This is a genomic window from Marinimicrobium hydrolyticum (genome assembly GCF_030848505.1).
GTDB lineage: Bacteria > Pseudomonadota > Gammaproteobacteria > Pseudomonadales > Cellvibrionaceae > JAVDDU01.
In genome coordinates, this window is the sequence record NZ_JAVDDU010000002.1 from 334,157 (window position 1) to 350,212 (window position 16,056).

Sequence of the window (16,056 nt, forward strand, 5' to 3'; positions counted from 1 at the left end):
CAGCCGTTACGCCAATAATAAAGTGCCCAGATCAAACGGGCCAATCAGGAGCTCAAACATGCGTAACATAAGCCCAATTGCCCTATCACTTTTGTTGCTTACCTTCGCCGCCAGCAGCGTCGCGGCGCCCAAAAACATCATCGTCATGGTGGGCGACGGCATGGGGCCGTCTCACGTCACCGGCTACCGGCATATGCAACACACGAGTGGGGAAGTGAAGCCCACTATTCTGGATGAACTGCTTGTGGGTTGGTCCAGCACACACCCGGACGACGACACCATTGTCACGGATTCCGCGTCCAGCGCCACCGCTCTGGCCACGGGTCACAAAACCTGCAATTTGTCCATCGCCATGGACTGCAATGACCGCCCGCTTAAGACGCTGTTTCAAAAAGCCAAGCAACACGGTAAGTGGACCGGGATAGCCGTGACTTCGCAGGTAAACCACGCCACTCCCGCCCCCTTTTACGCCCATTCACCCACGCGCCACCAATTGAACGAGATCGCGGATCAATTAGTAGACAATCGCGTCAACGAGCAATTACCCGTGGACGTCATTTTGGGTGGTGGAGTGCAGTTTTTCGTGCGCGAAGATCGCAACCTGGTAGAAGAGTTGAAAGCCGAAGGTTATCAGTATGCGGACAGTTGGAAGAGTCTAAACAAACTGGATCGAGCTCCCGCGCTGGGGTTGTTGGCCAAGGTGGCGCTGCCCAGTGCCCTGGAGAGCCCTGTCCCCGATCCACTGGCGACTCTGACCGACCGCGCCCTGCAATTGCTGTCGAAAAATGAAAAGGGCTTTGTATTGGTAGTAGAAGGTAGCCAGATCGACTGGTGTAGTCACGCCAACGACATCGCCTGCGCCATGGCCGAAATGGATGATTTCGCCGCTGCAGTCACCGTTGCTCGGGACTTTGTCGATGCCCACCCCGATACCCTGCTGGTAATTACTGGCGACCACGAAACTGGCGGTCTTTCCTTAGGTGCCAACAACCAGTACCACTGGCATCCCCATGTCATCAGGGGCGTCAAACTCACGGCGAATACCTTGAGTGACCGTTTGTTGAAAACAAAACGGTGGCAGAGAGCCTGGCAGAAACACACAGGCATTGAGCTGGACGAGGAAGAGCAATCCGCCTTGAGCCAGGCACGCAGCGCCGGAAAAGAAGAGTTGGCCACGGCCATTAAGGACATCATCAATCGCCGCTCTCACACTGGCTGGACCAGTCACGGGCACACGGCCGTGGATGTCCCGATCATGGCCTACGGAGCGGGCAGCGAGCGTTTTCACGGCTTTGTGGACAACGCCGACATCGGTGCTCGCCTGATGGAAGCTATCGGCGATTAAACCTGAACCGCCCGGAGGCCTATGTCGGGTCCTGCCGGGCGGCCAACTGCCCCTTCTCCGCCATTCGCCCCAACCCTGCATGTCGCCAAATATCGCCTATACTTGGAAAATCGGTTGAACTGGAAATCCTGTATAGGCCCCCATCATGCCCGTAGACGACAAGCCATCCATTGAGCGGCATTTGCTGCGCACCCTGGGTGACAACACGCTTGACCTTATTTACGCCAAGGACAAACAGGGGCACTACACCTTTGTAAACTCAGCCTTGCTTAGGCTCCTGGGCGTTAAATCTCAGGAGGAAGCCTTAGGCAAGACTGATTTCGACTTCCACCCAAAAGACATGGCCCAGGGTTTCTATGACGATGACCAGCGAGTTATCGCCTCAAAAACGCCCCTAGTGGACCGCGAAGAACTGGTGAGAAACCCCATCACCGGCGAGTCCCGCTGGCATTCCACCACCAAGGTACCCCTGTTTGATGACCATGACCAAACCATCGGCATTATGGGTATTACCCGGGACATCACTTCCGCCAAAGAGGCGGAATTTGCGGCCCGCAAGCTTAACGCCACCCTGGAAGAGCGCGTAGCCGAACGCACTGCGGAACTGGAAACGTTAGCGCAGACACTGCAGTCAGAGCGCAACCTGATGCGCACACTCATAGATTCCATGCCCGATAACATTTTTGCCAAGGACGCCCAAAGCAAATTTCTATTGGCCAATCACTCGGTCGCCCGAGGCATGGGAACCACCCCGGAAAACCTCCTGGGTAAAGACGACTTTGACTTTTTTCCACAGAAAATGGCGCAGAGTTTTTTTGATGACGAACAGCGCATCGTACAAACCGGCAAACCTCTGTTGGATTTGGAAGAACCCGCCGTTGATAAAGGAACCGGAAAAATCCGTTGGCTACTGACCAGTAAAGTCCCTGTCCGGGATGCTGATGGCAAGGTCGTGGGTTTGGTAGGCATAGGCCGTGACATTACCGCCCGGCGAGAAGCCGAGCAGGCCTCCCGAGAAAGTGAAGCCCGCTTCCGGAGCCTGACTGATCTTTCCTCCGACTGGTATTGGGAGCAAGGTAAGGGCTTGCAGTTTGTCGCCATGACCCACGCCAATGCCAAGTCCGGTTACTTGAGCACCGAGGTGATGGGCAAGATTTTGCAACAATTGCCGAACACCATGCCCCTGTCTGGCACCTGGCTGGAATACGAATCGCTGGTGGCCGAGCGAAAACCGTTTCGGGATTTGGAGTTGCGCCGCGCCATGCCAGATGGCGAAGCCGTTTATTTAAGCCTGAGCGGCTTGCCCATTTTCGATCAGGACGGGACCTTCAAGGGTTACCGTGGTATTGGCCGCGACATTACCGAGCGCAAATCATCGGAGGAACGCGTTCAGTACCTGGCCACCCACGACAGCTTGACCGGCCTTCCGAACCGCACCATGTTCAGTCAAATCCTGAATATTTCCATTGAGTCGGCGCGGCGCTATGGCCGCAAGCTGGCGGTGATTTTTATTGATTTAGACCGCTTCAAAAATATTAACGACACCCTGGGGCACGATGCGGGCGACATACTCTTAAAAGAGATGGCGCAACGGCTCGGCAACTCGCTGCGCTCGTGCGACGTGGTAGCACGATTGGGCGGGGATGAGTTCGTGGTGTTGGTGCAAGAACTCGAAGACGCGGAGCAGGTGGGCAAAGTGGCCCGAAAAATACTCTCTGCCGCTATTAAACCGGTAATCGTCTTGGGGCAGGAAGTTCGCGTTACGGCCAGCGTAGGCATCTGCATGTACCCGGAGGATGCCGAGGATGAACAGACGCTCATGAAAAACGCCGACATCGCCATGTATCGGGCCAAGGAAGAAGGCAAAAATACCTATCAGTTTTATTCCCCCGACATTAAGGCCCGTTCACTGGAGCGCCTGGTGTTGGAAAACAACCTGCGCCTGGCGATCGAACGCAACGAATTTTTCTTGCACTATCAAGCCAAGCGTGACTTGAAAACCGGAGCCATTGCCGGTGTTGAAGCGCTGGTGCGCTGGCAGCATCCGGAGCTTGGTGTAGTTTCGCCCGCTCAGTTTATCCCCCTGGCGGAAGAAACCGGCCTGATTGTCTTGATCGGGCGCTGGGTGTTGAAAACCGCCTGTGCACAGAACGTAGCCTGGCAAAAGCAAGGACTGCCTCCTTTGTGTATGGCGGTAAACCTGTCCGTGCGGCAGTTTTTCGATGAGGGTTTGGTGGACGATGTATCGGCGGCATTGCAAGAGTCCGGCATGGCCCCGGAGCTGCTGGAGATGGAAATCACCGAAGGCATGGTCATGCAGGATTCCGAGCGGGCCATCAAAATACTGACGTCCATTAAAGCGTTGGGCGTGCGGCTGGCTATAGACGACTTCGGCGTCGGCTATTCGTCCCTGGCGCAGATCAAGCGTTTCCCCATCGATACCCTTAAAGTGGATAGTTCGTTCATCCGGGAGATCCCCAAAAACCTGGAAGACCGTGCCATTACCGAAGCCATTATCGCCATGGGGCGCACTCTGAGCTTGACGGTGGTAGCCGAAGGGGTAGAAACCGTGGAGCAGGAAACCTTTCTGCGCGATCACGCCTGCGATCAATCCCAGGGCTATTACTTCAGCCGACCGATCACCTCGGATGAGTTTGTGAAATTAATGAAACAGCAACCCGAAGCAATACGCAATTACCCACCCGAGCCTGATACCACCCCAGCTTAACCCCCCAATTAGGCCCGCAACGGGCCTAAGAACAGGTCGGCACGATTGCACTCCCGCTCCGCTTTCGGTACCTTCCGCTTTTTGACTCATCCGCTTGAAGAACTCATACCTTCACGAAATGAACGAGGTTTAGCCCCCCATGGCGCAATACGTCTATAGCATGAACCGGGTTGGCAAAGTGGTGCCCCCGAAAAAGGAAATCCTGAAAGACATCTCGTTGTCGTTTTTCCCTGGCGCGAAAATCGGGGTGTTGGGGCTGAACGGCTCCGGTAAATCCACCTTGCTGCGCATCATGGCGGGCGTCGACAAAGACTATAACGGCGAGGCGCGACCCATGCCGGGCATCCAAGTGGGCTACTTGCCCCAGGAACCGGAGCTTGACCCCAACAAAGATGTACGCGGCAACGTAGAAGACGGCGTGCGCGAAGCGGTGGATGCGCTGGCAGAACTGGAACAGCTTTACGCCGCCTACGCCGAGCCAGACGCTGACTTCGATGCGCTGGCCAAGCGCCAGGGCGAACTGGAAGACATTATTCAGGCCTGGGACGCCCACGCTCTGGACCATAAATTGGAAGTGGCTGCCGATGCCTTGCGCCTGCCGCCGTGGGATGCAGACGTCACTAAACTCTCTGGTGGCGAGCGCCGACGCGTAGCTCTGTGCCGTCTGCTGCTGTCGCGCCCGGACATGCTCCTACTCGACGAGCCCACCAACCACCTGGATGCCGAAAGCGTTTTCTGGTTGGAGCAGTTTCTACTCAACTTCTCCGGCACCGTGGTCGCCGTAACCCACGACCGCTACTTTTTGGATAATGCGGCCGGCTGGATTCTGGAACTGGACCGGGGCCACGGCATCCCCTATGAGGGCAACTACACCCATTGGTTGGAAGCGAAAGAAAAGCGTCTGGAGCAGGAAAGCCGTGCCGAAGCGTCCCACCAAAAAGCCTTGAAGGCGGAGCTGGAATGGGTGCGACAAAACCCCAAAGGACGCCAATCCAAAAGTAAGGCGCGCCTGTCCCGTTTCGATGAACTGCAATCTCAAGAATTTCAGGCCCGCAATGAAACCAATGAGATTTATATTCCCCCCGGCGAGCGACTGGGCGATAAAGTGATCGAGTTGGACGGTGTGAGCAAAGGTTACGAAGATCACCTGCTGATCGACAACCTCACTCTCAGCATTCCAAAAGGTGCCGTGGTGGGTATCGTAGGCGGCAACGGTGCGGGTAAGTCCACCCTGTTTCGCATGATTGCCGGCGGCGAGCAGCCGGACAGTGGTTCCATTACTCTGGGCGATACGGTCAAGGTCGCTTATGTGGAACAAAGTCGTGAAAACCTGGACGACAGCAAAACCGTGTGGGAAGCCATTTCCGATGGCCAGGACATTCTGCGCATTGGCAATTACGAAGTGAATTCACGTTCGTATGTTGGCCGTTTCAACTTTAAGGGCTCGGATCAACAAAAACGTGTGGGCGAGTTGTCCGGTGGTGAACGCGGACGTCTGCATTTGGCCAACACCCTGAAGCAAGGCGCCAATGTCCTGCTGTTGGACGAACCGTCCAACGACCTGGATGTGGAAACCCTACGTGCCCTGGAAGATGCCATTCTTGCGTTCCCTGGCTGCGTATTGGTGATTTCACACGACCGCTGGTTCCTGGACCGGATTGCCACGCACATTCTCGCGTATGAAGGCAACTCGGAGGTAGTCTTCTTCGAAGGCAATTACTCTGAATATCATGAGGATTTAATTAAGCGCAAGGGGGATAATGCCCAACCGCAACGAGTGAAGTACAAACCGCTTAAGCACTAATCGCTTCCGCCGCTATCTGCAGGGACGCAGAAAGTACCCGGAGTTAAAACCCCGCTCGGCCGTTCGACAAACGGCTAGGCAGGGTTACCGATTGGACCAGTCGTTGAACAACGCCTCTTCCACATTTACCCCGACGCTCACAACCCCCAGTTGCTCTTGAGTGTCGGGGTGGATGACCGGCATGCCCACATGGGCCTTAAAGCGCTCGGTGGAACGGTAAAAACGCACATCGTCGAACACCAGTTCTCCTGCGTCACGTCCTAAAACCCGCTCATATCTGGCCTCGCCACCTTGCCAATACTCGGCAGGCATGGGACTGGCGGCAACGGTAAAGCCGCGGGCATCCATGAGCACAACCTCTATAGTAATCCCCTCTGAATCGGCGATCCAATTCGCAAAAATTTTGGACAGTTCACTGTGCAGCCAATGATCGACTACGTCATATTGCCGCGCCTTGAACGCTTCTTGCCACTGACGCTCACGTGCGCGGATGTCTGCCGCCTCCAACTCCTGATTGAGGCGGTTATACTCCTCAAGGGCCGCGTGGACCCCTGACGAGCGCGCCCAACGATTCAGTGTGGGCGCCACTCGCTCCGCGATGACGTTTTGCTCTTCCTTGGATAGCGAGAAACCTTCGGGTGCGCAATTGAAAACGTGGCGGTTAAACTCCGTCATAAAGCCGGGATTGGCCTCCAAAAACGAAGGCCCGAAGTAAACGCTGAGGGGCATATAGCGGAAAAACCGCCGGGAGAAAAAATCCTCGTCGGCGTCGAGTCTATTCAACGCCTCCTCAAATTGATCCTTATACGCAATAAAAGCGTCTATCCGGCCACTGAGGACCAACTTCAGAAGTTGCTCCATAGTGTTGACCCGCTGGGAAACCTCGAAACCCGTTTGCTCAAACCAATCCGACTGATGGCTACCCAAAATAACGCCAACGCGGCCCCGAAAGCCAGGGTCGCCGGGAGGAGAGTCGTTTTTTCGCCAGAACCAGTACCAGTTTTCCAGCACCAGAGGAGCGGACAGACGCGCGTCCGTACCCCGTCCGCGCATCATCGCCGTAAAGAAGCCGTCCAGATCACCGCCGAACACCTCCTGACGAGCCCGTCGCCAGGGCATATTCATTATTTGGAAGGGAATATCGAGACGTTCAGAGATGCACTCGACGTGGTCTATGGACCCACTCTTGGTCGTTTCACCGGGCCTGGTGGGAGAGGGTGACACGTTAGTGCCCAAACGTACTTCGGAAGGGGACGCAACCGCAGCTCCAGCTCCAGCCAATACCGGAAGTATTACGCAAAGCCACAACAACCGTTCCATGGATTTCCCCTGCGCCTACCGCCAAGGATTCAGTATAACAACGAACGGTCGCTACTTCATTCTTCGTACCGACCTATCCTGCGGGATCAGATGCCATTCTTCCAAGTAAACGGCGGGTCGACGGCCAATGGACTTAATATACAGTCCCGCCCGGCGGACCTGGCCAGTAACCCGCAATAAAAAACTCGCATTTAGCAACACTGTGCGATGGCCGCCAATGTGGCAACGATCCAAAGCCAACTGCTGCACACCACTGTCGTCCCAATATTTGAGGATCAATTGCAAGGGTTCCTGCACGCCTGTGGGCGTGCGCAGCCAGACCGCAATGTCGAATACGCCGCGCCAGACACCACGACGTTGCGATGCGGGGTGACCGAGAAAGATCGGTGGCGGCACTTCCACCAGATACAAATCCTTTGCCGAACTAGGCTCTGTTCCTTGGGGTTCACGTTTTTGAAGTGGTTGATGCTGAGTGGCGATCATAACGGCCTCGAGTGAATGAGTTCGACTGTGACTCAGCGTACCCTCTCGAATTCCCTACCGCCGTGACAGATTATGCACACTAACCGGAACTCTCTGGCATTTTTTCGTCTTTATTTGCGCGTGTTCGCATAAAGTAACTTTTAGGGCAGAGGATTCAACCAGGCGGCGCCTCTTACACCACTCGAGTCGCCGTGCTGGGCTTGGATAATGGGGGTATCACACTCGCCCCCAAACACATAGCGGGGCAACAGCTCCGGCACTCGATCATAGATGGCGCGGATGTTGGACGCACCACCACCGAGCACAATCACATCCGGGTCCAACACATTGACCACGCCAGCCAAGCCTTTGGCCAGTCTCTCTAGGTACTGATCCAGCACTTTCACCGCCGCCGCCTCGCCAGCCTCCGCCCGTGCCAACAGTTGTTCGCCGGTGAGAGTTTCTCCCGTGCTTTGGAAGTACGAAAGCGCTAGGCCCGTGCCCGACAAAAAGGTTTCCTGGCAGCCGTACCGCCCGCAATAGCAGGGGCGAGCCTGGAGCTCCGTCTCTGAAGTCCAAGGTAAGGGGTTGTGCCCCCATTCGCCCGCAACCCCATTGGGGCCCACCAGGGGCGCGCCGCGAAATGCGATGCCGGCACCACAGCCGGTGCCAATAATACCCGCGAATACCAATTCGTAGCCGCGCGCTGCACCGTCGGTGGCCTCGGACACGGCCAGGCAATTCGCGTCATTGGTGACTTTAATGTCCCGTTGCAGGCGGTTGCTCAGATCGTCCTTCAAGGGCTGGCCGTTAAGCCAGGTGGAATTGGCATTTTTGACCCGCCCAGTCTTGCGCGAAACGGTGCCAGGAATCCCCAAGCCCACCGGCAAATGTGCTTGACCAGCGGCCTCTTCGGCTCGCTGAACCAGGTCTGCAATGGCGTCCAGAGTGCCCGGATAATCATCCTTGGGGGTGCGGACACGGGTCCGGAACAGCTCCTGACTGTCCCCCCGCAACAAAATTACCTCGGTTTTGGTACCACCTAAATCAACGCCTATACGTAATTCCGTCATCGTTCGCTATTCCACCCCCTCAAAATGTGCGGTCGAGTATAAAGTTACGCCCCAGTGTGGGGCAAATACCGCCATGGGCTGTCTTTTCCTGGAGAAAACCAGCTACACTTACCTCAAACAACAGCTCAATTAATTACAACAAGAAACACGTTTGCAATCCCAACAACAGCAGTTTGGTAGTAAATAAGATGCCCCATCACCCGCAAGAGCGGCGTTTTAGCCGTATTTATTTTGACGCTCGGGTGGAGTTAGAACAGGGAAAACATCAATGGCAGGGTAACCTGCTGGATATTTCCCTCAACGGATTGCTCATGGTTCAACAAGGTGCGGACCGCTTGGATCCAAAGCGCCCGCTGCTCGCTCAAGTGCAACTGGATGCAGGTACCTGCATTATCATGCATTGCCGTGTTGCTCACCAGGAGGCAGCGTATCTGGGCCTGGCCTGCGAATCCATCGATGTCGACAGCATTACCCATCTGCGTCGCCTGTTGGAGCTCAACACCGGCGATCCGCACGCTCTTGAACGAGAGCTTTCAGAATTGATCACCGGTTAGAGGACAAGGACCGCTCACTATGGCTTCACCGACGCATCATTCAGAACGACGAGAGAGCCCGCGCCACCCTGTTCGCGCCCATGCCTATCTTGAAGGTGCCGCCAACAGTTTGCCGGTGCATTTGCTGGATATGTCTGCCACCGGCGCGCGCCTAGCCGTGCTGGAGGAGCACTCCTTGCAGCCTGGTGACGACGTTAATCTCTCCATTGAGTTGGAGGACATTCGAACCCCCAACATAAAACCCCTCATCGATGAGCAGGCGCACAAGATTCTGCGCTTGCGAGGCACGCTGGTGCATTTGCGGGAACACATGCTGGGCGTCGAGTACCGGCCACTCAGCGGTGTGGATCAGGTTTTGTTGGCGCTGCTTCTGGCTCAGCCCGATGAGTAAAGACTTTACTGGCATAATCAAATAGATCCGGCTGAGTCCAGAGGCTATGCTGGCCGTCGTCCAGTGAGCTTTGCACCGGAGTGATCCGCCTACGTTAAATCCGCAAGCATCATTCACGCAGCGTATTCAAAAAGTGCATATGCTTTTCGTATTGGTCTAGGACGTCAGCGATCAGCTGCTCCTTGCTCCACCCCATCACATCGTAATCCTGCCCGCCCTCTTTGAGGTAAACCTCGGCCCGGTAATAGCGCAAGCGCTCGCCGCGGGCACTGCGCGTGTCTCGCATGACAAACGACGGTGGCGTATACGGACGCGCGTGCACGGAATAGAAAAAGTCCAACTCGTCGCCGTGTGCCACTTCAAGCCAGACGCGGTCCTGATCGTCACTGACTACGACTGAGTTAATTTGTTGTTTCGACAGTTCGTCACACACGCTTTGCAATGCGGGTTTAACCACTGACGACAGGAACGCCAAAACTTCTTCTTTTCGAGGCTGCCGCACCATAAGTGCCAGACGCTTCTGCCACGATATGGGGCTTTGCACCGCACGGGGCGCCAGCATAGCCTCCCGTAAACTGGTGCGTTTGACCATTTCCAGACGCAATGCGCGCAGCAACCCCCAGCACATCAGCAGCATGATGATGGTGAACGGCAAGGCGCTGGAAATGGTAGCGGTTTGCAGGGCTGCCAGACCACCGGCCAGTAACAGAGCGGCCGCAATCACGCCCTCGGTCACCGACCAGAAAATACGCTGCCAAACCGGCGATTCGTCGTCCGTACCACCGGAAGTGAGCATATCCACTACCAGCGATCCGGAATCCGACGACGTAACGAAGAACGTAATCACCAGCAACGTAGCAATCGATGAGGCCACAACGGGGAAGGGCAACCGCTCAAAAAACTGAAATAAAGCCACCGAAGGATCGTCGGCAACAGCCTCTGCAAGTTGCACCATGCCCTGCGCCAGGATCATATGAATGGCGGTGTTGCCGTAAAACGTCATCCAAATAAAGGTGAAACCCACAGGCACTAAAAGCACACCGGTCACGAATTGGCGAATGGTCCGTCCACGGGATACACGGGCAATAAACATGCCCACAAACGGCGACCACGCAATCCACCAGCCCCAATAAAACAGGGTCCAACCTCCGATCCAGTCGCGGGGCTCGTACGCATATAGATTAAAAGTAGTATCCACAAGACTGGACAGGTAGTAACCCGTGTTCTGTACGAAGGTTTGCAACAAGTACAACGTAGGCCCCGTTACCAGCACGAACACCAACAAAGTCACGCCCAATATCATATTCAGTTCCGACACGCGACGAATACCGCCGTCCAGCCCAAGCACTACAGACAAGGTGGCAAGCCCGGTAATACCGACAATCAAAAGAACCTGTATGCCCACACTGACAGGGACATCAAACAGGTAGTGGATGCCGGAGTTAATCTGCATAACCCCCAGCCCCAGAGATGTAGCCACACCAAACAAAGTACCCAACACCGCGAACGTATCTACGACGTGGCCAATGGGGCCGTAAATGCGTTCACCAATCAGCGGGTAAAGGGAGGAGCGAATAGTCAGGGGCAGATTGTGCCGATAGGCAAAGTAGGCTAAGGACAAAGCCACAACCGCGTAGATAGCCCAAGCGTGAACCCCCCAGTGAAAAAAGGTGATGCGCATGGCGTCTCGGGCCGCTGCTGCCGTGGCGGGATCCCCGATCGGCGGGCTCATCAAGTGCATTACTGGCTCGGCGACCCCGAAGAACATCAGGCCGATGCCCATACCAGCGGAGAAGAGCATCGCGAACCAGGACAGATAGGTATAGTCGGGTTCGCTGTGATCCGGCCCCAGTTTGATACGCCCGTAATCTGACAACGCCAGAAGAACCACAAAAATTAAAAAAAGGGCTACGGCGAGTACGTAGAACCATCCCGCTGTTTGTACCACCCAGCTTTGGATGGCAGAGAACACTTCCTCGGCCTGATCCGAAAACACAACCGCGAAAAGCACGAACAGTAACGAGAGAATTGACGAACTCAGAAATACCGGTGGGTTAATTTTAATCCACGGCTTCCGGTTAGAAGTGGACTCGGGCTGGCCAGATGAGCCCTCGTCTTTGTGCGACTGCTCGGACATTTTCATGTTCTACCTCAACGTCCAGAAAGTGTTGGCTCTTCACAAGTAAAAATCTATCGTGACATAAACCGCTTCAAAGTCCCCTTCCGCTACGCGGCCATCCCGATCCAGATCGCCGCTTTGAGACAAAAACTCGAGATAAATCCAACCCGGTCCATAGTTGTACTTCAAGCCCGGCACATGCGCCGTCACTTTACTGGGCTGGGAGTCATCTGTGTTTGGAAAGGCGGCGGTCCAGTCCCAATAAAAAGACCAGGGGCCCAGATCGTAGCCGATCTCCGTAGCCAAACGCTGGTTGCGAATTTTTTCCGGTAATTGTGCTTCCTGACGATACAGCGGGGGTAGCTCTCTTTCCGTGGTGATAAAGGATGCCTTGACGTAGAAATTGTCGAACGTCCCCTGATAGTACACTATCGCCGCCTCATGATTCCCGTCCACCTCATCACTACCCAAGTCGGTGAGATCCTGCAAACCACCGGCCTGTGCCGCTAAACCGATAGAGTGAGCGTCTGACAGGTGATAACTCAGGTTGCCAACCCAGGTGCGCACTTTGCGGAATGTGGTGGAGCTGCCCCAGTGTGCATTGTCGTCGACGGTATCCGTACTTCGTCCACCCCAGTCGTCGGCGAGAAAAAAAGCGGCGTCGTAATCCCAGCGCGCTGTTCGACGGGAAAGCTTGATACCCACATCGGTATGATCCCCGAAACCGCCGAGGAGTATGTCTCCGGGCCAAAAATTAACTGTGTTCCACCCGAAGGGCACCCGAGTTTGTCCAACTCTTAAAGTGTGGTACTCGGTCAGCTCCCAGCCAACCCAAGCGGTTTTGAAGGCGAAATTGTTGCCAGTGGAGTTGTTGTTTGGGTCGGTGAAGCTGCCGGGTCCAATACGCAGCTCACTCTCATACAGCCAACTTCTGTCGCCTTCTGGCGCTCGGCCACTGGCATAGAGAATCATGGCTTCGTCGCGTATCTGCCCCCAGGTTTCGCGACTGGCGGAGTCGTCAGGCAAATAACGATAGTTCGCCCAGAAACCGAGGGTAAAATTTGTTTCCGCGCGCGCGCAGGATACCACGAGAAAGAAACACAACAGCAAGGACTGCAGGACTTTTGTTTGCAGACGTGTAGTGGTCTTCATCGTCACTCCTTGTCCGTCAACGGTAAAGCCAGGCAACTCGACTTTACAGCGCGCAGAGGCCAGCTCCTCAGAGTGAATCAAGAGCCCATTAAAAACACTTCGTCACATGTGGCTGACGTGAACTAACCGATCGCGTCCAGTGCTTCGGAAAGGTTTTTAACCGCCACGACTTCCAGCCCTGGGTGCTTTTCCCGGGGCGCGTTGCCTTTCGGCACTATAGCGCGTTTGAACCCATGCTTAAACGCCTCGCGTAAGCGCTCTTGACCGCTGGGCACGGGGCGAATCTCGCCGGACAACCCCACCTCTCCAAATACCATTAAATCTTCCGGCAAGGGCCGGTCGCGAAAACTTGACACTATGGCCAATAGCAGAGCCAGGTCAGCGCTGGTTTCCATCACGCGCACACCCCCAACCACGTTCACGAACACGTCCTGATCGCCCACCATAACGCCACCGTGGCGATGCAAAACAGCCAGCAACATGGACAAGCGATTTTGATCCAAACCGACCGCTACCCGCCGGGGGTTACCCAAATGACTGTCATCCACCAGCGCCTGTAACTCTACCAAAAGCGGGCGGGTGCCCTCCCACATGACCATCACCACAGAACCCGAAGCGACGTCTTCAGCGCGCTGCAAAAAAATCGCCGAGGGGTTGCTGACTTCTTTCATGCCCTGCTCAGTCATGGCGAACACGCCCAATTCATTGACGGCGCCAAAACGGTTTTTGTGACCGCGCAAGGTGCGAAAACGGGAATCGTTGTCTCCCTCCAAAAGTACGGAACAATCGATCATGTGTTCCAAAACTTTGGGGCCGGCCAGAGAACCGTCTTTGGTGACGTGGCCCACCAAAATCACTACCGTTCCGGTTTGCTTGGCAAAGCGAGTGAGGTAAGCGGCGCTCTCACGCACCTGAGAAACCGAGCCGGGCGCGGACTGAATGTCGTTCAGATGCATGACTTGTATAGAGTCGACCACCATCACTTTGGGACCGACGGTTTGCGCCGCCGCACACACGGCCTCAACGCTGGTTTCGCTAAGCATTTGCAACTTATCGGTGGGCAACTCCAAACGCTTGGCACGCATGGCCACTTGCTGCAAGGACTCCTCCCCGGTTACGTAAAGCGCGCTCATGCGTTGCGCTAACTTGCACAGTGTTTGCAACAGCAGCGTGCTTTTCCCCGCGCCCGGACTGCCGCCGATCAGCACCACTGAGCCGGGCACAAAACCACCCCCCAGCACCCGGTCAAATTCCCCGGCGCCGCTGCCAAAGCGGGGCAAATCGCCCAGGCTGATGTCCGCAAGCGCCTGTACCGGGTTGCCTCCCGCACCTCCCGCATAACCTTCAAACTTGGCAGAACGGTTGCTGGCCGTGGGCCCCAGACGAACCTCCACGACACTGTTCCAGGTACCGCACTCGCTGCACTGACCCTGCCACTTGCTGTAGTCGGCGCCGCATTCATTGCACACATAGGCGGTTTTGGATTTGCTGGCCACGGACGTTCCCCTGCTAAACCGGCCGTGAATCGGCCCGAAGTATGGCTATTGTGGCGCCAGTACAGCGAAGGTCAAGCACACGCCCCAAAGGCAGCACAAACTTCGGTATAGTGAGGCCCCGAAATTTCCGGATTGGCTCCGCACTCATGGATCAGACCCACCAGCCCCCACCGCCCGCCGTACCCGGTCGTACCGCCCGGGTACTCAGCGAGTGGAAAACACTGGCCGTGCTGGGCGGCCCCATTCTGGTGGCGCAACTGGCGCAGACCGCCAATGCCGTGATCGACACCATTATGGCGGGCCACTACAGCGCCGAGGACTTGGCGGCTGTGGGCATTGGTTCCAGCCTGTGGATGCCCCTGCTGTTATTTTTCTTCGGTGTTTTGAGCGCACTGCAACCGACGATCTCCGGGCAACTGGGCGCCGGTCGGTTGGGTCGGGTTATGCCCACCACCTGGCAGGGTCTTTATATCGCGGCGGTGTCTGCGGTGCTGATGATACTGCTGCTGATCAACGTGGAGCCGGTGTTGCGGTTGCTTCGACTTGACGCGAGCACTGCTCAAATCGTGCAAGGTTATCTGCGCGCTTTTTCCTGGGGCGTACCTGCCCTATTGTTGATTGCGGCCCTGCGCGGATTGACTGACGGGCTCGGCCATACGCGCGTGATTATGGTGTTTTCCCTATTTGGTGCCCTGCTCAACTTACCCCTGAATTACATTTTTATTTACGGCAAGTTGGGTCTGCCCGCCATGGGCGGTGTGGGCTGCGGTTGGGCCACGGCGCTCTCCAACAGCATCGCCGCTTTGGCTCTGCTGCTGTACCTGTACGGCAGCCGCCACTACCAACGCTTCCACCTGCTGGCTCACTGGTCGGCACCGCGCTGGCGGGACATTGTCTCCCTGCTGCGTTTGGGGCTCCCCATTGGGGCGACGATTTTCGTGGAAGTCAGTATGTTCGCGGTGATCGCCCTGTTTCTGGCACCTTTGGGTGCGCAGGTGGTGGCCGCACATCAAATTGTTCTGAACGTGGTTTCACTGTTTTTTATGCTGCCACTCAGTTTGGGCATGGCCCTGACGCTGCGAGTGAGTTTTTTGCTGGGTTCCGGAGCACCCAGCGACGCTCGTCTGGTGGCGCGCAGCTCATTGCTTTTGGGGCTGGCTGTGGCCGTCACCTACGTACCGTTGATTCTTTGGGGCCGAGGCTTGATTACCGCTTTGTACACCAACGACCCGGGTGTGCAGCAGATCGCTGAGCACTTGTTGGTATTCGCCGCCATCTTTCAGTTGGCGGATATTCTGCAGGTTACCGCGATCAGCGCTTTGCGCGGCTATCGGGATACGCGCATGCCACTGGGCATTATGCTGCTGTCTTTTTGGGGCCTGTGCCTGCCTCTGGGCTATGTACTGACCTTTACCGACTGGCTGGTGCCAGCCCTGGGCGCCTCGGGGTTTTGGTTGGCTTTGATCGTCGGACTGAGCTGTGCCTGCGTCTTGTTGACCCTGCGCCTGTGGCGCTTCCGGGAGCTCCCACAGCCGGTATAAAAAGTGCTAGTATCCAACGGACGATCCACACGCAGCCATCCCAATGAGACACCTGGCACCGGGATCAACAT

The 16,056-nt window shown here is 56.0% G+C and carries 12 protein-coding genes; 6 read left to right on the plus strand and 6 right to left on the minus strand.

What is annotated here, in order from left to right; all coding sequences use genetic code 11:
* Positions 1 to 58: 58 nt before the first annotated feature.
* The 3 genes from RBH33_RS04690 (at position 59) to ettA (ending at position 5,877) form a co-directional block, all read left to right on the plus strand.
* Positions 59 to 1,345, plus strand: coding sequence for an alkaline phosphatase (locus RBH33_RS04690; RefSeq protein ID WP_306730979.1), 1,287 nt, complete (start codon positions 59 to 61; stop codon positions 1,343 to 1,345).
* A gap of 145 nt (positions 1,346 to 1,490) precedes the next feature.
* Positions 1,491 to 4,073 carry a sensor domain-containing protein gene (locus RBH33_RS04695; RefSeq protein ID WP_306730980.1) on the plus strand — a complete coding sequence of 861 codons (2,583 nt, stop codon included), beginning with the start codon at positions 1,491 to 1,493 and terminating at the stop codon, positions 4,071 to 4,073.
* 139 nt (positions 4,074 to 4,212) lie between these two features.
* On the plus strand, positions 4,213 to 5,877 hold the full coding sequence (gene ettA / locus RBH33_RS04700) for an energy-dependent translational throttle protein EttA (protein WP_306730981.1): 1,665 nt from the start codon (positions 4,213 to 4,215) through the stop codon (positions 5,875 to 5,877).
* An 84-nt stretch (positions 5,878 to 5,961) separates the two neighbouring features.
* Here the strand turns inward: ettA and RBH33_RS04705 are convergent, their stop codons facing one another.
* The 3 genes from RBH33_RS04705 to RBH33_RS04715 form a co-directional block, all read right to left on the minus strand.
* The gene (locus tag RBH33_RS04705) at positions 5,962 to 7,197 is read right to left on the minus strand and encodes a substrate-binding periplasmic protein (RefSeq protein ID WP_306730982.1); all 1,236 of its coding nucleotides are present in this window, start codon (positions 7,195 to 7,197) and stop codon (positions 5,962 to 5,964) included.
* A gap of 51 nt (positions 7,198 to 7,248) precedes the next feature.
* Positions 7,249 to 7,680 carry a hypothetical protein gene (locus RBH33_RS04710; protein WP_306730983.1) on the minus strand — a complete coding sequence of 144 codons (432 nt, stop codon included), beginning with the start codon at positions 7,678 to 7,680 and terminating at the stop codon, positions 7,249 to 7,251.
* Positions 7,681 to 7,820: 140 nt separating this feature from the next.
* Entirely contained in the window at positions 7,821 to 8,732 is a 912-nt protein-coding gene (locus RBH33_RS04715) for an ROK family protein (RefSeq protein ID WP_306730984.1), read from the minus strand.
* Between the two features lie 188 nt (positions 8,733 to 8,920).
* Here RBH33_RS04715 and RBH33_RS04720 point away from each other — a divergent pair, with 188 nt between their 5' ends.
* Both RBH33_RS04720 and RBH33_RS04725 read left to right on the plus strand, forming a co-directional pair.
* Positions 8,921 to 9,286, plus strand: a complete 366-nt coding sequence (locus tag RBH33_RS04720) for a PilZ domain-containing protein (protein WP_306730985.1) — start codon at positions 8,921 to 8,923, stop codon at positions 9,284 to 9,286.
* Positions 9,287 to 9,305: 19 nt separating this feature from the next.
* On the plus strand, positions 9,306 to 9,677 hold the full coding sequence (locus RBH33_RS04725) for a PilZ domain-containing protein (protein ID WP_306730986.1): 372 nt from the start codon (positions 9,306 to 9,308) through the stop codon (positions 9,675 to 9,677).
* Positions 9,678 to 9,786: 109 nt separating this feature from the next.
* Here RBH33_RS04725 and RBH33_RS04730 read toward each other — a convergent pair whose 3' ends face one another.
* The 3 genes from RBH33_RS04730 to radA form a co-directional block, all read right to left on the minus strand.
* Complete coding sequence (locus RBH33_RS04730) at positions 9,787 to 11,814, minus strand: BCCT family transporter (protein WP_306730987.1); 2,028 nt, start codon at positions 11,812 to 11,814, stop codon at positions 9,787 to 9,789.
* Positions 11,815 to 11,853: 39 nt separating this feature from the next.
* Positions 11,854 to 12,948, minus strand: a complete 1,095-nt coding sequence (locus RBH33_RS04735) for a porin family protein (protein ID WP_306730988.1) — start codon at positions 12,946 to 12,948, stop codon at positions 11,854 to 11,856.
* 122 nt (positions 12,949 to 13,070) lie between these two features.
* Positions 13,071 to 14,444, minus strand: coding sequence for a DNA repair protein RadA (gene radA, locus RBH33_RS04740; protein ID WP_306730989.1), 1,374 nt, complete (start codon positions 14,442 to 14,444; stop codon positions 13,071 to 13,073).
* 146 nt (positions 14,445 to 14,590) lie between these two features.
* Between radA and RBH33_RS04745 the strand changes: the two genes are divergently transcribed.
* Positions 14,591 to 15,985 carry an MATE family efflux transporter gene (locus RBH33_RS04745; RefSeq protein WP_306730990.1) on the plus strand — a complete coding sequence of 465 codons (1,395 nt, stop codon included), beginning with the start codon at positions 14,591 to 14,593 and terminating at the stop codon, positions 15,983 to 15,985.
* Positions 15,986 to 16,056 lie beyond the last annotated feature (71 nt).